The 18,091-nt window shown below is 72.6% G+C and carries 18 protein-coding genes; 7 read left to right on the top strand and 11 right to left on the bottom strand.

Annotation, left to right across the window (positions count from 1 at the left end):
* Nucleotides 1-26: 26 nt before the first annotated feature.
* From ACWDY5_RS37675 to ACWDY5_RS37660, 4 genes are read right to left on the bottom strand one after another with little or no spacing between them, the layout of a single operon-like run.
* Entirely contained in the window at nt 27-899 is an 873-nt protein-coding gene (locus ACWDY5_RS37675) for a hypothetical protein (protein ID WP_449726916.1), read from the bottom strand.
* A complete protein-coding gene (gene bioD / locus ACWDY5_RS37670; RefSeq protein ID WP_449726915.1) occupies nt 899-1,618 on the bottom strand; it encodes a dethiobiotin synthase in 720 nt (239 codons plus the stop codon). The genes ACWDY5_RS37675 and bioD overlap by 1 nt, the downstream gene beginning before the upstream one ends.
* Before the next feature lie 48 nt (nt 1,619-1,666).
* A complete protein-coding gene (locus ACWDY5_RS37665) occupies nt 1,667-2,944 on the bottom strand; it encodes an adenosylmethionine--8-amino-7-oxononanoate transaminase (protein ID WP_449726914.1) in 1,278 nt (425 codons plus the stop codon).
* A gap of 10 nt (nt 2,945-2,954) precedes the next feature.
* Nucleotides 2,955-3,605 carry a Crp/Fnr family transcriptional regulator gene (locus ACWDY5_RS37660; RefSeq protein ID WP_449726913.1) on the bottom strand — a complete coding sequence of 217 codons (651 nt, stop codon included), beginning with the start codon at nt 3,603-3,605 and terminating at the stop codon, nt 2,955-2,957.
* 56 nt (nt 3,606-3,661) lie between these two features.
* On the opposite strand from ACWDY5_RS37660, the gene ACWDY5_RS37655 reads away from it, so the two are divergent.
* Nucleotides 3,662-3,928 (top strand): YciI family protein, encoded by a 267-nt coding sequence (locus ACWDY5_RS37655; RefSeq protein ID WP_449726912.1) that lies wholly within the window; start codon nt 3,662-3,664, stop codon nt 3,926-3,928.
* On the opposite strand, the gene ACWDY5_RS37650 is transcribed toward ACWDY5_RS37655, so the two are convergent.
* Nucleotides 3,918-4,739: a hypothetical protein gene (locus ACWDY5_RS37650; RefSeq protein ID WP_449726911.1), complete on the bottom strand. Its 822-nt coding sequence runs from the start codon at nt 4,737-4,739 to the stop codon at nt 3,918-3,920. The two genes, ACWDY5_RS37655 and ACWDY5_RS37650, sit on opposite strands and share 11 nt — an antisense overlap.
* Nucleotides 4,740-4,886: 147 nt before the next feature.
* On the opposite strand from ACWDY5_RS37650, the gene ACWDY5_RS37645 reads away from it, so the two are divergent.
* From ACWDY5_RS37645 to ACWDY5_RS37630, 4 genes are all read left to right on the top strand, one after another.
* Nucleotides 4,887-5,294, top strand: coding sequence for a glycoside hydrolase family 97 N-terminal domain-containing protein (locus ACWDY5_RS37645; protein ID WP_449726910.1), 408 nt, complete (start codon nt 4,887-4,889; stop codon nt 5,292-5,294).
* Complete coding sequence (locus tag ACWDY5_RS37640; protein ID WP_449726909.1) at nt 5,270-5,707, top strand: glycoside hydrolase family 97 catalytic domain-containing protein; 438 nt, start codon at nt 5,270-5,272, stop codon at nt 5,705-5,707. Before ACWDY5_RS37645 ends, ACWDY5_RS37640 begins: the two co-directional genes overlap by 25 nt.
* A gap of 132 nt (nt 5,708-5,839) precedes the next feature.
* A complete protein-coding gene (locus tag ACWDY5_RS37635; protein WP_449726908.1) occupies nt 5,840-6,784 on the top strand; it encodes a glycoside hydrolase family 97 C-terminal domain-containing protein in 945 nt (314 codons plus the stop codon).
* Nucleotides 6,781-7,203, top strand: coding sequence for an NPCBM/NEW2 domain-containing protein (locus ACWDY5_RS37630; protein WP_449726907.1), 423 nt, complete (start codon nt 6,781-6,783; stop codon nt 7,201-7,203). The genes ACWDY5_RS37635 and ACWDY5_RS37630 overlap by 4 nt, the downstream gene beginning before the upstream one ends.
* A gap of 64 nt (nt 7,204-7,267) precedes the next feature.
* On the opposite strand, the gene ACWDY5_RS37625 is transcribed toward ACWDY5_RS37630, so the two are convergent.
* Nucleotides 7,268-8,506, bottom strand: a complete 1,239-nt coding sequence (locus ACWDY5_RS37625; RefSeq protein ID WP_449726906.1) for a cytochrome P450 family protein — start codon at nt 8,504-8,506, stop codon at nt 7,268-7,270.
* Nucleotides 8,507-8,665: 159 nt separating this feature from the next.
* Here ACWDY5_RS37625 and ACWDY5_RS37620 point away from each other — a divergent pair, with 159 nt between their 5' ends.
* Nucleotides 8,666-11,404 carry a glycoside hydrolase family 38 N-terminal domain-containing protein gene (locus ACWDY5_RS37620; RefSeq protein ID WP_449726905.1) on the top strand — a complete coding sequence of 913 codons (2,739 nt, stop codon included), beginning with the start codon at nt 8,666-8,668 and terminating at the stop codon, nt 11,402-11,404.
* Here the strand turns inward: ACWDY5_RS37620 and ACWDY5_RS37615 are convergent.
* Genes ACWDY5_RS37615 through ACWDY5_RS37595 form a run of 5 tightly spaced genes read right to left on the bottom strand, consistent with a single transcriptional unit; the run spans nt 11,365 to nt 16,777 of the window.
* Nucleotides 11,365-12,582: a CehA/McbA family metallohydrolase gene (locus tag ACWDY5_RS37615; RefSeq protein ID WP_449726904.1), complete on the bottom strand. Its 1,218-nt coding sequence runs from the start codon at nt 12,580-12,582 to the stop codon at nt 11,365-11,367. The two genes, ACWDY5_RS37620 and ACWDY5_RS37615, sit on opposite strands and share 40 nt — an antisense overlap.
* Nucleotides 12,579-13,664: an ABC transporter ATP-binding protein gene (locus ACWDY5_RS37610; RefSeq protein ID WP_449726903.1), complete on the bottom strand. Its 1,086-nt coding sequence runs from the start codon at nt 13,662-13,664 to the stop codon at nt 12,579-12,581. Before ACWDY5_RS37610 ends, ACWDY5_RS37615 begins: the two co-directional genes overlap by 4 nt.
* Complete coding sequence (locus ACWDY5_RS37605) at nt 13,664-14,485, bottom strand: carbohydrate ABC transporter permease (RefSeq protein ID WP_449726902.1); 822 nt, start codon at nt 14,483-14,485, stop codon at nt 13,664-13,666. The genes ACWDY5_RS37610 and ACWDY5_RS37605 overlap by 1 nt, the downstream gene beginning before the upstream one ends.
* Complete coding sequence (locus tag ACWDY5_RS37600; protein WP_449726901.1) at nt 14,482-15,405, bottom strand: carbohydrate ABC transporter permease; 924 nt, start codon at nt 15,403-15,405, stop codon at nt 14,482-14,484. The genes ACWDY5_RS37605 and ACWDY5_RS37600 overlap by 4 nt, the downstream gene beginning before the upstream one ends.
* Complete coding sequence (locus ACWDY5_RS37595) at nt 15,389-16,777, bottom strand: extracellular solute-binding protein (protein WP_449726900.1); 1,389 nt, start codon at nt 16,775-16,777, stop codon at nt 15,389-15,391. Before ACWDY5_RS37595 ends, ACWDY5_RS37600 begins: the two co-directional genes overlap by 17 nt.
* A 151-nt stretch (nt 16,778-16,928) precedes the next feature.
* On the opposite strand from ACWDY5_RS37595, the gene ACWDY5_RS37590 reads away from it, so the two are divergent.
* Nucleotides 16,929-17,972 (top strand): AsnC family protein, encoded by a 1,044-nt coding sequence (locus ACWDY5_RS37590; protein ID WP_449726899.1) that lies wholly within the window; start codon nt 16,929-16,931, stop codon nt 17,970-17,972.
* Nucleotides 17,973-18,091: the final 119 nt, after the last annotated feature.

Raw genomic sequence — 18,091 nt, 5'->3', positions numbered from 1 at the left:
GATGCCGGAGTGTGCTGAGGTACATCTCACTGTTCCGGGGCGGATTCATCCCTTCTGGGGGAACGGATTCGATCCAGGCGACCGCGGGTCACCGTGGCGAGCACGGCCAGTGCGGCCAGGCCGAGCAGGCACCAGCCGACGACGCGCACGCCGCCGGGCGGGTTGGCCGCGATCAGCAGCAGCACGCCGGGTGCGATGAGCAGCACCAGGACCAGGCCGAGGCAGCCGAGGTCCAGGCGGCCGCGGGCCTCGCCGAGGCCGAGCGCGGCGGCGGTCGCGGCGGCGGCCAGTGCCAGCAGCGCGGCGCCGGCGACGGCCGCCCAGACCCGGCCGGAATGGCTGCGCGCGGGGTCGAAGGCGGCCAGCCAGAGCAGGGACAACCCGGGCAGGGCGAGCAGGCCGACCGCGGCCAGCGAGCAGCCGATCCGGTTCGCCCTCGGCACCGGCTCGTTGGCCGATGCGGGCTTGGGCAGGTGGCTGACCTGGCCGTTCACCGGTTCGCCCGGTTCGTCCTGCTCGTCGGGGCCGCCGCGGTTGAGCACCGCGCCGAGCATCACCAGCACGCCGAAGACAACCAGCGCCCAGCCGGTGATGCGGATGCCGGCGCCCTCGGCGAGCAGGGCCAGCAGCAGGCCGGGCACGGTGAGCAGCGGCAGGCCCAGCGCCACGCAGCCGAGGTCGTAGCCGGGGCGCTTGCCGTCGCCGACGTCCAGGGTGACCAGCAGTCCGGCCACGGTGGCCACGAGCAGGGCGGCCGCGCCGACGGTCTGCCAGACCCGGACGTCGGGATCCGCGCCGCCGAAGATCACAGCCCACAGCAGGTAGGCGGCCGGTCCGCCGAGCAGCACCAGCAGGACGACCGCGCAGCCTGGCGACTTGCGGGCCTGGGGCCGCGGCATCAGGTCAGCCCGTGCCGGACGGTGAACTCGGCCGCGTCGAACTCCCCGCCCAGCGCGGGCGCGAGGCCGCGGCGGGCCAGCACCAGAAAGTCCTCCTCGTGGCACTTGCCTGCGCCCTCGGGCAGCACGCCGAGCAGCGGCACGCCGGTGACCTCGGGCAGGTCGGCCAGGTTGTGCCGGGCGGCCAGGCCGGGCTGGTCCGGCCAGCTGCCGACCACCAGGCCCTGGCAGGTCAGGCCGCGGCGGCGCAGCGCCTCCACGGTGAGCGTGGCGGTGTTGAGCACGCCGAGTCCGGCCGAGGCGACCAGCAGCACCGGCGCGCCCAGCGCCCAGGCGGCGTCGGCCAGGGTGCTGCCCGCGTGGTCGAAGCGGACCAGCAGACCGCCAGCGCCTTCCAGCAGCACCAGGTCGTGATCGGCGTCCAGACCCGTTGCCGAGGCGGCGATCTGGGCGGGCCGGACCGGGGGCAGCCCGGCGGCGCGGGCCGCGGTCGCGGGGGCCAGCGGTTGTGGGTAGCGGGCGAGCTCGCGCGCGGTGACGGGACCGGCGAGGCGGACCACCTCGTCGATGTCACCCGGTTCGTTCGGCCCGACCCCGGTCTGCGCGGCCTTGAGCACCGCGACCCGCCTGCCCTGCGCCCTGGCCAGCGCGGCGACGGCCGCGGTGACGACCGTCTTGCCGACCTCGGTCCCGGTTCCAGTGATCACCAGCACGGTCACGTCTGTGCACGCTACTCAGGCGTCCGGGCGGGCCCGATCGGGGGAGGGTCAGCCGGCGGCCGCCGCGGCGCGCAGGGCGGCGGTGATCCGCTGGACGTCGTCGTCGGTGCTGACATACGGCGGCATCGCGTAGACCAGGTCGCGGAACGGGCGCAGCCACACGCCCTCGCCGACCGCGGCTTCGGTGGCGGCCAGCATGTCCACCGGATGGTCGAGCTGGATCACTCCGATGGCGCCGAGCACGCGCACGTCGCGCACCCCGGGTAGCGCGCTCGCCCCGGCGAGGCCCTTGCCGAGACCGGTTTCGATCCGCCGGACCTCGGCCGCCCAGTCCTGGCTGAGCAGCAGCTCCAGCGAGGCGTTGGCCACCGCGGTGGCCAGCGGGTTGCCCATGAAGGTGGGGCCGTGCGCGAGCACCGGCAGCTCGCCCTTGGCGATGCCCTCGGCGATCCGCTCGGTGCACAGCGTGGCGGCCAGGCTGAGGTAGCCGCCGGTCAGGGCCTTGCCGAGGCACATCACGTCCGGGCTGACGCCGGGGTGGTCGGCGGCGAAGAGGGTGCCGGTGCGGCCGAAGCCGGTGGCGATCTCGTCGAAGACCAGCAGCACGTCGTGGGCCAGGCACAGCTCGCGCAGCACGTGCAGGTAGCGCGGGTTGTGGAAGACCATGCCGCCGGCGCCCTGCACCACCGGCTCGACGATGACCGCGGCGAGCTGGTCGGCGTGCTGCTCGATCGTGTCGGCCAGGTGCTGCACGTAGCGGGGGTCGATGTCGGCGTCGAAGCCGCGCGGCGGGGCGTCGGCGAAGACCTGCTCGGGCAGCACGCCGCGCCACAGCGAGTGCATGCCGCCCTCGGGGTCGCACACGCTCATCGGCTGGAAGGTGTCGCCGTGGTAGCCGCCGCGCCAGGTGAGCAGCCTGCGCTTGTCCGGGCGGCCGAGGGACCGCCAGTACTGCAGGCACATCTTGACCGCGACCTCGACCGAGACCGAGCCGGAGTCGCAGAGGAAGACGTGCTGTAGTGGCGCGGGGGTGATCTCGACCAGCTTCTGCGCCAGCCGGATCGCGGGCTCGTGGGTGAGGCCGCCGAACATGACGTGGCTGAGCTTGTCCACCTGCGCGCGCACCGCGGCGTCCAGGGCGGGGTGGCGGTGGCCGTGGATGACCGCCCACCAGGAGGACATGCCGTCGATCAGCTCCCGGCCGTCGGCCAGCCGCAGCCGCACGCCCTGGGCGGACTCGACCAGCAGCGGCTCCTGGGTGCCGGGCATCGGGCCGTAGGGGTGCCAGACGTGCCTGCGGTCGAGGTCGAGGAGTTCGCGGCTCACATCCGGCACCCTAACCAGCCCGCGCGGCGAGTAGTTCGGGTGCGAGCAAGCGCACTGCGCCGGGTTCCACCGCGATCAGGCCGTCGGCGGCCAGGGCGCGCAGCGCGCGGTTGACGGTGACCCTGGACAGGCCGAGGTGTTCGCCGAGGCCTTGTTGCGCGCCGGGCAGCAGCACCCTGGTGTCGCCGTCGGCGCTGGTGAGCAGCCAGGCGGCGATGCGGGCGACCGCGTCGGCGCCGTGCGTGCGGACCAGGTCGTCCTGGCGGGTGCGGACCTGGGCGGCGAGGTGGGCGAGCACGTGGCGGCGGGCGGTGGGCACGTCCTCGAGCAGGGCGAGCAGCTCGGCGGCGGGCAGCAGCAGGAGCTCGGCGCGGGTGGCCGCGGTCCAGGTCGCGGTGTGGCCACCGCCGTCGAGCACCGCGGTCTTGTCCACCGCGCAGGGTCCGGCGAACTCGCCGAGGCGCAGCCGTCTGCCGTCCGCGGTGTCCCGGCTCGCGGTGAGCGTGCCGGTGCGCACCACGATGAGCGCGGTGGCGGGTTCGCCGAAGCGGGCCACGGTCTCCCCCGCCGCGACCGTGTGGGCACGGCCGGTGGCGCGCAGCCGGTCCAGGCGGGCGCGGTCCAGCCCGGCGAACAGCGGCACCCCGGCGAGGTCGGTCATGACGGCAGTATCACGTGATACAGCGCCGGATGCCCGCTCGGCCGCAGGCTGTCGGCATGATCGTGGTTGAGCTCGTCTTCACCGATGACCCCCGCCGCCTGGCCGCCCGGCCCGCGCACCGGGAACGCCTGGCCGAGCTGCGCGCGGCGGGCAAGCTGGTGCTGGCCGGTCCGTGGGCGGATGACTCCGGCGCGCTGCTGGTGTTCGACGCCGAGGAAAAGGAGCTGGCACGGATCATGGCGGCCGATCCCTACTACCGCACGCCGGGGGTCAGCGTCCGGCTCCGGCGCGAATACCGTCCATTGTGGACACTCAAAGGGTGACCCTGGCGTTCTTGATCAGCTGCGGCCGGGCCGCCATCCGCCGGTGCAGGATCTCGGCGAAGGCGTCCACCTCCTTGAGCGGGAACAGGATCGTGCCCTTGCGGCCCTGCACCTGTAGCACCCGGCCTGGCGGCAGTGACGCTCCCCCGCTGCCGTCCGGCTTGCTCAGCGCGCGGCGAGCCGGGGCGAGGGTCTCGGAGACCTCGATCACCGTCACCTGCTCGATCTGCTTGAGCAGCAAGGACACCTCCTGGCCCGAGCCGCCCTGGTTCCAGCGCAGCTCGGTCAGTTCCAGCCGGAGCTGGCCGGTGATCCCGTTCAGTTCGGGGTGCAGCACGAACCCGGTCTCGCCGAGGTCGGGACTGTACGGGGTGAGGAAGCCGCGGCGGGCGCGTCCGGCGAGCACCCCGGCACAGGTGGGCAGCAGCACGCACAGGGTCAGTACCAGCGGCCACACCCACCACTGGATCGGCGACCAGTAGCCGGTGGCCGGGAGCAGGGCGAAGCAGACCAGCGCGGTGATCCAGAACGCCCGCCGCGCCCAGGCCTTCGGCGTGAGCCACCACTCCGGCTTGCGGGTCAGCGCCCAGACGAAGCCGGCCAGCGGACCGCCGGTGATGATCACCAGGCCGACCGCCGAGTCCGCCCGCAGGGTCAGGCCGAAGATCACCAGCGTGAGCACCAGCGCCGCGGCGAAGCCGGGGACGATCACGTAGGCGAGCACCAGCAGCGGCTGGGCGCGCAGCCAGCGCAGGCGGAGTTCGGCCTCGCTGGCCGGGGTGGACGGGCCGGGCGGCTTCGCGGAGATCACGGCATGGGTTTACCAAACCCGGCTGCCCCGCGCGTCCGGAACGGCCAACTCGGTGTCCAACAACGGCCAACACGCGGTGAGGGGGAGCTGGGAGCCTTTTAGCTGGGTGAACCGTTGATGCGAACAGGTCGACGATGGTCCGGTGGGGTGGTCGCGGTGGTGGCCGCGCTGGTGGCGGGCGGGGCACCCGCGCTGGCGGCGGAGCACCGGGTGGTCGCGATGCGCGGGCCGGACGCCGGGATCACCGCGAGCGTGGACTTAGGGGCGGCGGACGGTTCAGTGACGCTGTCGGTGCACCGGGACGGACGGCCGGTGATCCTGCCCTCGGCGCTGGGGATCCGGACCGAGCGCAGCGACCTCACCACGGGTTTGCGGCTGGTCGGGCAGTCGCAGCGGCTGGTGCGCGAGCGGTATCGGATGACCACCGGCAAGCGGCTGGACCGGGACGCGCGGATGACGGAAACGCGGTTCTCCTTGCGCGGCAACGGGGATGCCCGGCCGGGATCTTCGGCAACCCCTCGCTGTTCCAGGTGGGCGGGGACTACGTGCTGCTGACCGAGGCCGCGGTGGACGGGCGGTACGCGGGCAGCCGGTTGCGGCACGCGGCCGGGACCAGCGGCTACGCGGTGGAGCTCGCCGATGAGCGGGTGCGGCTGGCCGCGGGCACGCCGACGCCGTGGCGGACCGCGATCATCGGCGAGCTGGGCACGGTGACCGAGTCGACGCTGGTGGACGACCTGGCTGACCCGGCCCGCTTCGAGGACACCTCCTGGATCAGGCCCGGCAAGGTGGCCTGGTCCTGGCTGAGCGAACACGCCAGCCCGTCGAACTTCGCCAGGCAGAAGGAGTATGTGAACTTCGCCGCGCGCAACGGCTGGCCGTACGTGCTGGTGGACGAGGGCTGGAGCCCGCAGTGGGTGCCGGAGCTGACCAGGTACGCGCGGGCCAGGACACCCAGTTCGCGCTGATCACCGGCTGGGGCGTCAAGGGCGTGAAGATCGACTTCATGGAGTCGGACTCGCAGGCCCGTTACCAGTGGTACGACCAAGCGCTGGCCGACACCGCACGGGCTGGCCCGCACCTGGCCGCACCTGCTCACCATGGAGGCGGTGCACGGCGCGGAACAGCTGCCGCAGCCCACCGACAACCCGGTGCACCCATTCGCGCGCAACGTGGTCGGCTCGATGGACTACACGCCGGTGTCGCTGGAGGTCGGGCCGCGCGGCTCCTCGGTGGCGCACGAGGTGGCGCTGCCGGTGCTCTTCGAGTCGGGCTGGCAGCACTTCGCGGACAAACCCGAGGCGTACCAGCGCTTCCCGCGCGCGCTGCGGTTCCTGAACCAGGTGCCGACGGTGTGGCAGGAGACCCGGTTCCGCGGTGGCTACCCGGGTCAGGACGCGGTGCTGGCCCGGCGCGGCGGGGACCGCTGGTTCTTCGATGGCATCGCCACCGGCCCGGCCACCACGCTGACCGCCGCGCTGGACGTGCTGGGACCGGGCCGCTGGCTGGTCGAGGTCATCCGGGACGCGCCGGGCGAGCGCGCGGACGTGCTGGTGGAGTCCTCGGTGCGGACCGCGGGCGAGCGGCTGTCGGTGGACGTGCCGGCCAACGGCGGGTTCGCCGCGATCGCCTGCCGGGCCACCGCGGGCCGCACCAGCTGCCACCAGCCGGTGCCGCAGCCGCCGGTGACCAAGCTGGCCGTCACTCCTGGCGATGCCGGGGACCTGGTGGCGGGCAACAGCTTCGAGGTGACCGCGGAGTTCACCGGGGACAGCGCGCGGACACTGCGGGGGGTCGAGCCGCGGCCCAGCGCGCCGGCGGGCTGGCAGGTCAGCGGAGCGGCGATCACCGCGGCCCGGCTGGCTCCTGGCGGTCAGCTGCGCGGACGCTGGCAGGTCACCGTGGGTCCGGACGCGAAGTTCGGGCCGGTGGAGGTTCCGGTGGTCGCCGAGTTCACCGATGCCGCGTTGCCGCAGGGGCGGCGGCGGATGCGCGTCGAGCAGGCGGTCAAGGCGACGGTCGCGCTGACCGGCAGCCGTGGGTGAGTGAGCTGCCGTTCGCCGCCGAGAGCAACGGCTGGGGACCGGTGGAGCGGGATCGCGCCAACAACGAGTCCGCCGGTGGCGACGGGAACCCCTTGCGTGTCAACGGGGTCAGCTATGCCAAGGGGCTCGGCACGCACGCGCCGAGCGAGGTCTCGGTGCACCTGGGCGGCCGGTGCGCCCGGTTCACCGCGTTGGCCGGTCTGGACGACGAGACCAGCTCGCCGGGTTCGGCCGCCTTCCAGGTGCTCGCCGACGGCGTGCTCCGGCAGGAGACCGCCGTGCTGCGCACCGGGCAGGCCGCGGTGCCGCTGTCGGTGGACGTCACCGGGGCGCGCACGCTGACGCTGCGGGTCACCGACGGCGGCGACGGCCGGAACTTCGACCACGCGGACTGGGCCGAGGCCAGGCTGTCCTGCTGAGTGTCCACAAAGGACGGTGGCGTGCCCGCTGGGGACCCGCCACCGTCATTGTGGTGGTCGCCGATCAGCCGTTCGGGCGGACCGGCAGCTCGATCAGCGAGCGGATCAGCACGCTGCTGCGGTAGTTCAGCTCCTCCGGCGGCACGGCCAGCGTGAGCTCGGGGAAGCGGTCCAGCAGGCCGCCGATCGCGGTGACCGCCTCCAGCCGGGCCAGCGGCGCGCCCACGCAGTAGTGGATGCCGTGGCCGAAGCCGAAGTGGCCGCCGAGCACCCGGTCGATGTTCAGCTCGTCCGGGTTCTCGAACTTGGTGGCGTCCCGGTTGGCCGAGCCCAGGCCGACCAGCAGCAGCTGGTTCGCGGGCACGGTCACCTCGCCGAGGGTGAGCGGTTCGGTGGTCATCCGGATGGTGCCGGTGATCACCGGGCCGTCGTAGCGGAGCAGCTCCTCGACCGCGTTGTGCAGGCGCTCGGGCTTGGCCCGCAGGGCGGCCAGCTGGTCGGGGTGGGTGAGCAGCGCGCGCATCCCGTTGCCGATCAGGTTCGCCGTGGTCTCGTGCCCGGCGACCAGCAGCAGGAAGGCCATCGCGACCAGCTCGCCCTGGCTCAGCGAGTCGCTGTCCTCGCTGACCTGGATCAGGTCGGAGAGCATGTCGTCGGTGGGCGTGGCGCGCTTGTCCTCGATCAGCCGCACCAGGTACATGGCCAGGTCCTGGCTGTCCTTGGCCTGCTGTTCCGGCGCGTTGCTGTTGCCCAGCAGCGAGTTGGACCAGCGGCGGAAGTCGGCCTGGTCGGCCTCTGGCACGCCGAGCAGCTCGCAGATGACCGTGACCGGCAGCGGGAAGGCCAAGGTCTCCATCAGGTCGACCACCTCGCCACCGGCGGCCACCCGGTCCAGCAGCTCGGTGGTGATCTGCTCGATCCGCGGGCGCAGCTGCTCCACCCGGCGCGGGGTGAAGGCCTTGGCCACCAGCTTGCGCAGCCGGGTGTGCTGCGGCGGGTCGCTGTTGAGCATGTGGCCGGCCAGCTGCTCGGTGAACTGCGGGGCGCCCTCCGGCGCGTCCTTGAGGATCAGCTCGCGCATGGCGTTGGCGTCCTTGCTGACCTGCGGCGCGGTCAGCGCGATCTTGACGTCCTCGTACCTGGTGACCACCCACATGTCGAACGAGCGGTTGGGCAACGAGGTCCGGTGCACCGGCAGCTGCTGCCGCAGCCGGGCGTAGATCGGGTACGGGTCCTTCATGTACGCGTCGTCGAACATCTGCAGATCCGGCAGCGGTTCCGCCGCCGCGGTGTCAGTGCCCATCCGGCCCTACTCCCCACTCGATACCGGGGTTCACATACGTCACCGTATTGTGAACGTTGTTAACTCCGCTAAGCCGACCTTACTCCGCCCAACGTGTGCGTCCAGGCGAAAGTTCCTGACGGTATACACATAACCACCGTGGCTCACTAACGTGTGAGCGTGCCTCCGACGTCACCCCGCCGCACCGTCCATGTCGTCCCGCACACGCACTGGGATCGCGAGTGGTACGAGCCGTTCCAGCGGTTCCGGTTGCGCCTGGTGGACCTGCTGGACGAGGTGCTGCCGCGACTGGCCGCCGATCCCGGGCTCCGGTTCACCCTGGACGGGCAGACCGCGGCGGTGGACGACTACCTGGAGATCCGGCCGGCCGCGGTTGGCCAGGTGCGCGAGCTGGTGGCGCGCGGACAGCTAGCGGTCGGGCCGTGGCGGGTGCTCGCGGACTCCTTCCTCTGCTCCGGCGAGAACCTGGTGCGCAACCTGGAGATCGGGCTGGCCCGCTCGGCCGAGCTGGGCGGCGCGATGCCGGTGGCCTACCTGCCGGACCAGTTCGGGCACGCGGCGCAGCTGCCCCAGCTGTTGCGCGGCTTCGGTTTCCGGCAAGCCTGCCTGTGGCGCGGCGTGCCGTCCACAGTGGACAGTAACGGCTTCTCCTGGGTGTCCCCCGACGGTTCGGCGGTGCGCACCGAGTACCTGCCCGGCGGCTACGGCAACGCGGCGGTGCTGTTCACCGACCCCTCGGCCACCAGGGGCCGGGCCGAGGACTTCGCCGAGCGGATGCGCGGCTGGTTCGGCGCGGACGAGGTGCTGGCGATGTACGGCGCGGACCACGGCGCACCGTTGCCCTCGCTGACCGAGCAGGTCAGGGCGGTCAGCGCGGCGGAAGGCCCGGTCACCCTGCGGCTGGCCACCCTGACCGAGGCGTTGGCCGGGCGGGACGTGGACGCGGCCGGGCTGACCGAGGTGCGCGGCGAGCTGCGCAGCCACGCGCGGGCGAACCTGCTGCCCGGGGTGCTCTCGGTGCGCGCGCCGGTGAAGCAGGCGATGGCCGAGGCCGAGCGAATGGTGCAGCGCTACGCCGAACCCCTTGCCGCGCTGTGGTTCCCGGCCGCGGCCCACCCCTTCGCCGAGATGGCCTGGCAGCGGCTGGTGGACGCCTCCTGCCACGACTCGGTGACCGGCTGCGGCGCGGACAGCACCGCGGCCCAGGTGGCAGGCCGGATCGCCGAGGCCGAGCAGCTGGGTTCGGCGGTGCGGGACCGAGTGGTGGACGCGCTGGCGGCGCGGGCTCCGGGGGACGCGGTGCTGGTGGTGAACCCCAGTCCGTGGCCCCGGCAGGACGTCGTGCGGGTGTCGGCGGTCGCGCCGGAGGACTGGGACGCCGTGGCGCTGGCACTGCCGGACGGGCGGCTGGCGGCGACTCAGGAGGTCGAGCGGCCGGAGCGGGTGCTGCTGGCCGCGGAGTTCCCGGCGGCCGAGGTCGCCGAGGCGGTGCGGCGGCGAACCTTCGGCCAAGTCATGTACGACCGGGCAGTCCAAAGGGCGGTCATCGGGGCAGGCGTGGTGGAGTTCGCGGTGGGCCGGCTGGGCGATCCGGGCTACGACGTGGAGCGCTTCGCGGCCGAGCTGGCGGCGCGGGCGGCTGAGCACCCGGTGTGGTCGCTGCGAGTGGTGGACGAGCCGAGGCGCGAGCTGCTGGCCGCGGTGCCGGTGCCCGCGCTGGGCTGGACCACGGCGCGACCGGTGGCCGGCACCGCACCCGTCGGACATCCGGTGTCCATTGTGGACGGTGTGCTGAGCAACGGGCTGGTCTCGGTGACCGTGCTGGACGACGGCACACTGCGGATCGAGGACCCCGACGGCCTCGCACTGGACGGGGTCGGGCGGATCTGCGACGGCGGGGACGCCGGGGACAGCTACAACTACGGCCCGCCAGTGGCCGACCTGCTGGTGCACGAGCCGGTGGCCATCCTGGTCTGCCCGGACGCACCCGGCCCCCTGGTCGGTGGGTTCACCGTGTACCGCACCTACGAGTGGCCGGCTGGGCTGGCCGATGCCGCCGGGTCGGCGCGGGCGGCCGGCACGGTGGCGACCGAGGTGTCCATGGCGGTGGAGCTGCGGGCCGGGGAACCCTTTGTGCGGCTGGAGCTCCGGTTCGAGAACCGCAGCCGGGACCACCGGGTGCGGGTGCACCTGCCGGTCGGGCCGGTCACCGGATCGCGGGCCGAGGGCCAGTTCGGCGTGGTGGCGCGCGGGCTGACCAACGAGGGCGGCAACGGGGAGGCGCCGCTGCCGACCTTCCCGGCCTCGGGGTTCGTCGCGGCCGGTGCGGCCACCGTGTTGCTGGAGCAAGCCACCGAGTACGAGGTGACCGGCGGGGCGCTGGCGCTGACCGTGCTGCGGTCGGTGGGCGCGATCAGCCGGAACCTGCACCCGCTGCGAGCCGAGCCCGCCGGGCCGGCCACGCCGATCCCCGGGGCGCAGGAACTGGGGCCGCGGGTGGCCCGGTTCGGCATCGCGGTGGGGGCTGGGCGCCTGGACGCCGAGGTGATGGGGCTGGTGGAGCGGTTCACACTGCCGCTGGTGAGCGCGGCCGGGACCGGGATCGCCGAACTGGCCGAGGCGACCGGCCTGCGCGTGGAAGGCGCGGTGCTGAGCGGGTTGCGGGAGCGGGACGGCGAGCTGGAGCTGCGGCTGGTCGCCTACTCCGAGGAGCCGGTGGCCACGGTGCTGCGGCTGCCCGGCCTGGTCAGCGCGCGGGTCACCGACCTGGCCGGGAACCCGTTGGCGAAGCTGGACGTCACCGAGGACGCGGTGGGACTGTTGTTGCGGGGCTGGGAGATCGCGACCGTGCGGCTCGGTCAGGGGTTGCCGCAGAGGGAGATCACGCCACCCTCGTGATCGGTGAGCACGTGACCGCCAGGACCGGCGGCGGGCAGCCTGCCCTCGGTCCTGGCCTCGCGGCGGCTGCCGTCCGGGCCGTAGAGCAGCGCGTCCGAGGCGCCCACCACAGCGAGCCCGCCATCGACCGGGAGCAGCACCGGGGCGTCCACGTTGGCGCTGATCGCGGTGCGGCCGGCGCGCAGGGCGTCCAGCGCGGCCGTGGCGAGTTCCGCCGGGCCGTAGGCGTTCTCGTCCACGGCGAGCCAGGTGGTCGGGTTGCCGGGCTGGGCGTCGGCGCCGCGGCCGTGCCAGTCGCTGCCGCCGACCGGGGTGACGTGCATGCCCCAGGACCGCCACCAGGCCAGCGGGCCACCCCAGGTCCGGCTCCACCAGCTGGAGTGCCAGATCTCGGCCAGCGGCGGGCGTTCCGGCATCGGGTCCCGCCAGGAGCAGTCGCCGGAGAGCGGGTGGTTGATGGACAGCAGGCCGCCGCGCTCGCGCACCGCGGTGAGCCATTCGGCCGGCGGCTGGCGGAAGTCGATCCAGCCGATGTCGCCGAAGGCGTTGGCGTGGCCGGAGTCCGTGGTGACCTCCTGGCCGGGGATCAGCGCGATGCCGTACCGGTTGCCTGCCTCGGCCAGCTCAGCATGGTGGGCGACGGTGTTGTGGTCGGTGACCGCCAGCGCGGACAGGCCGTTGGACACCGCCAGCGCGGCCAGTTCCGGCACGGTCAGCTGGCCGTCGGAGTGCAGGGTGTGCGCGTGCAGGTCGGCCGGGATCCAGCGCAGGCCCGCACTGGCCGGCAGGTGCCGGGGCGGGCGTGGCGCTGGGGCCAGCGGGGCCGGGCGCTCGACCTCGACGAAGGCCGGGCCGAGGGTCACCTCGACCTGGGCGTGCGCCCCCTCCGGCGGAATCCGGTGCAGGCCAAGGACAACCCGCCACTCACCGGGTTCCACCTCGCCGGGCAGGTAGCCGGGGGTGGCGGACGCGGGACCGATGGCGAAGCGGCGGCGGGCCGAACCGGACCAGCCGCGCCAACCGGCCGGTCCGGCGCAGCCGATGTCCAGGATCGCCGGTTCCGCGTAGGTCAGCTCGACGGTGACCCCCGCGCAGCCGGGCGGCACCTCGAACGGGAGCTCCAGCCACCGGCTCGCCGAGCGCAGCTCCCTGGTGATCAGTCCACTGTGGATGATCACGCGGGCACCGGTTCCGGGCTGAGCAGCAGGCCGTCGGCGTCGAAGAGCAGCAGCCTGCCGGGTTCGGGGACCGCGGTGACCGTGCTGCCCACCGGCGGCTCGTCCTGTTCCGGCACGGTGACCCCGACCAGCAGGCCGCCCGCACATTCCAGCGACACCAGCGAGCTCACCCCGAGGTTCTCCACCGTCGACACCACGCCGGCGATCCCGCCGGGACTGCCTTGCGGGGCGAGTCGCAGGTACTCGGGGCGGATGCCCGCCGTGACCTGGTCGCCGTCGGACACGGCCAGACCCAGGGGCCGACCCAGCCGCGCATCTGCCACCTCCACCTCGTCACCGACAACTACCGCGTCGAGCAGGTTCATCGGTGTGGACCCGATGAAGTTGGCCACGAACACACTCGCCGGCCGCTGGAACACCTCACGCGGGCTGCCCAGCTGCCGGATCTTGCCGGACTCCATCACCGCGATCCGGTCGGCCAGGGCCAGCGCCTCGGCCTGGTCGTGGGTGACGAAGACCGTGGTGATGCCCAGTTCCCGTTGCAGCCGCTTGAGGAACGTGCGCGCCTCCAGCCGCAGTCGTGCGTCCAAGTTGGACAGTGGCTCGTCCAGCAGCAGCACCCGCGCACCCATCGCGATGGCGCGGGCCAGCGCGACCCGCTGCTGCTGGCCGCCGGAGAGCTGGCCGGGGCGGCGTTCCAGCAGCCCGGCCAGGCTCAGCCCGTCCGCGGTGGTCTCGGCCACCTTCCGTTGCGCCGCCTTGTTCTCCCCGCGCACCCGCAGCGGGTAGCCGATATTCTCCGCCACCGTCATGTGCGGGAACAGCGCGTAGTCCTGGAACACCATGGCCACCCCGCGCTTGCCGGGCTCGGCCGAGGTGACCTCGTCAGCGCCGATGGTGATCGACCCCGCGTTGGACTGCTCCAGTCCCGCGATGGTGCGCAGCAGGGTGGTCTTGCCGCAGCCGGAGGGGCCGAGCAGGGCGAAGAACTCGCCGTCGGCGATGCGCAGGTCGAGCTCGTCCACCGCGCGCACCCCGTTCGGGTACACAGTGGACAGTCCGGTGATGCCGATACCCGCCATCAGCTCTTGATCCCTCCGTGGAAGCGGAACCCGTAGCGTTTGCTGACGATCAGGTACAGCAGCACCACCGGTATCGAGTACAGCAGTGAGAACACCGGGATCACGGTGAGGTTGGCGCTGCCGCCCTCGTCCTGCAGGGTGCGCAGCAGCACCGCGGCCGGCTGCGCCTCGACATCGCGCAGCAGCAGGAACGGCAGCAGGAAGTTGCCCCAGGCGTTGACGAAGGCCCACACCAGGATGGTCGCGATCCCCGGTCGCGCCACCGGCAGCACCACGTGCCGCAGCACCTGCCCCGGTGAGGCGCCGAAGACCCTGGCCGACTCCTCGTAGGAGCGCGGCACCGAGTCCATGAAGTCCTTGAGGATGAAGATGGCCGCGGGCAGCATGCCGCCTGCGATCACCAGCGCGGTGCCGTACTGGGAGTTGATCAGGCCGAGCTGGAACATCATCACGAAGATGGGCACCATCGCCGCGGTGCCGGTGACCACGCTGGAGAGCAGCAACAGCAGGTACAGCAACAGGTCCCGGCCGGGGATGCGCACCCTGGACAGGGCGTAGGCGGCCAGCGCAGCGCACACCGTGGTCACCGCGGTGGCGATCCCGCACAGGAGCAGCGAGTTCAGCAGCGAGGACAGCGTGTGCGGGTGTTCCAGGGTCTTGCTGACGTTGTCCAGCGTCCAGTCCGGCCAGCGCAGGCCGAGGCCGGGGCGGGCGTCGAAGGGCGCGCTGGCCAGCCACAGCATGGGCACCGCGAAGAAGAACAGCACCACCGCGATCAGCGTGTAGAAGCCGATGCGCCGCAACAGGAACTTCACGCTCATGCCCGCCTCCGCAGCAGCCGCAGGTACAGCCCGGCCACCAGCAGGTTCGCCAGCAGCAACAACAACGAGATGGCCGAGGCGTAGCCGAGCTGGCCGCCTTCGAGGGCCTGCCGGTAGATGAACACCGGCAGCGTCTCCGAGGCGTGGTTGGGCCCGCCCGCGGTGAGCAGGAACGGGGTGAAGTCGTTGGCGGTCCACAGGCTGATCAGCAGCGTGTTGGTCAGCACGTGCCCGCGGATGTGCGGGAACACCACGTCCCGCACGGTCTGCCAGCCGTTCGCGCCGACCAGTTTCGCCGTCTCCAGCTGCGAGGGCGGCACCGCGGCCAGCGCGGAGGAGTAGAGCAGCATGGAGAACGCGGTGCCCCGCCAGGTGTTGAACAGGATGATCGAGATCAGCGGGTACTGCACCAGCCAGGCGGTGCCCTCGTTGGCCAGCAACAGGTTCAGCGTGCCGCCGTCCCGGTCCAGCACGGCGATCCAGAGGAAGGCGACCACGGTGCTGGGCAGGATCCAGGCCAGCAGCACCAGGCTCTCGGTGAGCCGCCGCAGCCAGGGCCTGGCCCCGCGCAGCAGGTAGGCCAGGCCGAAGCCGAGCAGGTTCTGCCCGATCACCGCGGAGCCGAGCACGAACAGCACGGTCAGCCACAGCGAGTTGCGGAACAGCCCGTCGTTGAGCGCGGCCAGGAAGTTGTCCAAGCCGATGACCCGCGGGTTGGCCGCGGCCGGGCCGGTCAGCTGGTAGTCGGTGATGCCGATGTAAAGCGTCCACAACGCCGGGAAGACCAGGAACAGCCCGATCAGCGCCAGCGCGGGCAGCACGAACCCGACCGCCCGGCCGATGCCCAGCCCCGCCACGTCGGCGACCCGGCCACCCGCGGACCGCTCGACGGCGGGCTTCAGGTCAACCGGCGTCGACATTGGCCTCGCCCACGATCTTGGACAGCGCGGCCCGGTAGTTCGACAGCGCCTCGGCCACGGTCCGCCCGGCGATCACGTCCGCGGTGGCCTGCTGCAGCGCGGCGGAGACCCTCGGGTAGCCGGCCACCGGCGGCCGGTAGTGGGTGACCGGCAGGACCTGTTGCGCCACATAGGTCAGCATCGGGTCCCCGGCCAGGACCTGGTTGTTCACGTCGTTGCGCGCGGTGACCTGCGCGCCGCCGCCCGCGCGGGCCTTGAGCGCCTCGGCGGAGTTCATGAACTGCAACAGCTCCCAGGCCTGCTGCGGGAACTTGGTGGCCGGGTTGAGCACGTTGACCGCGCCACCGGACATGCTGACGAAGTCCCGGCCGCCGACCCCTGGCTGGCGGGCCGGGATCTTGGCGTAGCCGACCGCCTGGTCCCGGTCGGCCATCTTGGCCACGCCCCTGGCCGGCTCGACCACCCCGCGCCACAGGTAGTCGCTCTCGATCATGATGCCGAGCTTGCCCTCGGCGAACTGGGCGAAGGACTTGTCCCGCCCCTTGGCCTCCTGCTGCGTGAGCGGGTCACCGAGGCCCTCGCGGTAGACCTTGGCGTAGAACTCCAGCACCTCGCCCAGTGCCGGACCGGCCTGCCACCGGCCGTCCCGGTACAGCGGTTTCCCGGCGCTGGCCAGCAGTGGCAGCACGCCCTGCATGGTGGTCGCCTCGCCCATCGCGGTGCCGGCGTTGACCTGCAACGGTGTCACTCCGGGCAGTTTTTTCAGCTCCCCGGCCGCGGCCAGGATGTCGGTCCAGCTCCTCGGCTGCCAGTCAGCGGGCAGCCCGGCCCGGGCGAACAGCTTCTTGTTGAAGAACAGCACCCGCCCGTCGGTGCCGTCCGGGATGCCGTAGCGGCGCTCGCCGAAGGACCCGAGGCCCTGCACCGACCGCGGGACCTGGCTCCAGCCCTCCCACGCGTCCACCTTGGCCTTGCCGACCAGGTCGTCCAGCGGTTTCAGCTGCCCGGCCTCGGCGAACTCGCCGATCCAGATGCCGTCCACGGTGAGCACGTCCGCGCCGCCGCCGGTCTTGAGGTCCAGCGCGACCTTGGTCTTGTAGTCCTCGTCGCCCGCGCCATTGCCGTCGAACTTCACCGTGACGGTGACACCCTTGGCCTTCTGCGCCTCGGTGAACCTGGGGATCACCCAGTCGGTGACCCAGGCGGCGCGGGTGGCGTTCTTCCCGCCGGCCACCGAGTTGCCGGTGATGGTGAGGGACAGCTCCTTCGCGTCGGCGTTGCGGGTGACATCGGTCTGCTGGGGGCTGCCGAGACATCCGGCGAGCAACCCGAGCGACGCGACCATCACCAGCGGTGTCGCGACCCTGCGCATCCGCCACCTCCCGGGGCTGGTTCACCTGGCTGATCTACGTGGGGTGAAATACTCACCAGACCGGGCGGAAGATGACAAGGGTCACAGCTCGGGTTTTTCCGTCGGTGGGTGCGCCCCCGCGGTGATCGCAGGGAAGGGGTAGGTTCGCTCCGTGGTGTCGCCGGATCCCGTGGACATGCGCCTGCTCGCCCTGCTGGCCGAGTCGGGGCGCGCGGCTCCCGTGCACGAGATCGCCGCCAGGGCAGGCGTGGACCCCAGGGAAGCCGCCTCCAGACTGGTCGCGCTCTCGGCCAGCGGCCTGCCCCTGATCGTCGGCGTCGAGTTCGACCCCAACGGCCTGCGCGGCGCACTGGCCGCAGCCGGCGCCTGGGCCGGATTCCCCCCAGCCGCTCCCCCACCGCCGCCACCGTCCTACGGTCCCCCCGTCTACGGCCCCGGCCCCGCCCACGGCACCCCCAGCGGCGTCTACCCGGCGCACGGCACCCCAAGCGGCCCGTACGGCACACCCAGCGGTCCACATGGGACACCCAGCGGTCCCTACGGCACCCCGAGCGGCCCGTACCCCGCACACCAGCCCGGCGGCCCCACCGGCGCCTACCCGCCCCCACCCCCGGTCTACAACCCGCCAACCGGCCCACCCAGCGGCGGCTTCCCCGCCCAGCCCCCCTTCCCGGCAACCGGCGCGGACCCCATGAGCACCTGGGGCCCACCCCAGTCTGCGGCCTGGGCGCGCGGCGACCAGCCCACCGTCACCACCGCACCGGCGGCGGGCAGCCGCACCGGCGTCGTCGGCGGCTCACTGGAAACGGAAGGCCAGGAAGGCGAACGACTGGTCATCCAACTGGTCGAGGTGGTCGACCCGGCCGACTTCCTGTTCACCGCCGCCGGTTACCGACTGCAAGAGGGCGAACGTTCGGTAGTCGTGCACACCGAACTGCACAACCGGGGCCCGGTGCCCTTCGCGTCCCTGCCGGACCTGTACCTGATGCTGGTCACCGAGGACGGACAACAGATCTCGAAGGCCCCGGTGGCGTTGTCGTCCCGGCCGCCGCACCGGATCGGCGTCGCACCGGGTGAGACGGCGGGCGGGCACACGGTGTACGTGCTGCCGGAGTCCTTGCGGCTGACCCACATCCGATGGAGCCCGCACCCCGGCGACGACAAGCACAGCCTCACTTGGGCGATCGAGGACTAAAGCGACCAAGGACCAGCGACGGGGTGGCTTTTCGAAAACCTGTCCGAAGTCTTGAGGTTCCCCATGCCCGTCAACCTGGAGAAAACTAACCACATCCCAGCGAGCAGACGCTCACAGCA

The organism is Crossiella sp. NPDC003009, assembly GCF_053591555.1.
The sequence above is the reverse complement of the archived record's forward strand: the minus strand, read 5'-3'. Positions and strand labels throughout refer to the sequence as shown.

Bases quoted from the DNA above. Each gene is read 5' to 3' on its own strand.
- ACWDY5_RS37675 (WP_449726916.1), bottom strand. From the start codon at position 899: ATGCCGCGGCCCCAGGCCCGCAAGTCGCCAGGCTGCGCGGTCGTCCTG.
- ACWDY5_RS37660 (WP_449726913.1), bottom strand. From the start codon at position 3,605: ATGACCGACCTCGCCGGGGTGCCGCTGTTCGCCGGGCTGGACCGCGCC.
- ACWDY5_RS37655 (WP_449726912.1), top strand. From the start codon at position 3,662: ATGATCGTGGTTGAGCTCGTCTTCACCGATGACCCCCGCCGCCTGGCC.
- ACWDY5_RS37635 (WP_449726908.1), top strand. From the start codon at position 5,840: ATGGAGGCGGTGCACGGCGCGGAACAGCTGCCGCAGCCCACCGACAAC.
- ACWDY5_RS37625 (WP_449726906.1), bottom strand. From the start codon at position 8,506: ATGGGCACTGACACCGCGGCGGCGGAACCGCTGCCGGATCTGCAGATG.
- ACWDY5_RS37610 (WP_449726903.1), bottom strand. From the start codon at position 13,664: ATGGCGGGTATCGGCATCACCGGACTGTCCACTGTGTACCCGAACGGG.
- ACWDY5_RS37605 (WP_449726902.1), bottom strand. From the start codon at position 14,485: ATGAGCGTGAAGTTCCTGTTGCGGCGCATCGGCTTCTACACGCTGATC.
- ACWDY5_RS37600 (WP_449726901.1), bottom strand. From the start codon at position 15,405: ATGTCGACGCCGGTTGACCTGAAGCCCGCCGTCGAGCGGTCCGCGGGT.
- ACWDY5_RS37595 (WP_449726900.1), bottom strand. From the start codon at position 16,777: ATGCGCAGGGTCGCGACACCGCTGGTGATGGTCGCGTCGCTCGGGTTG.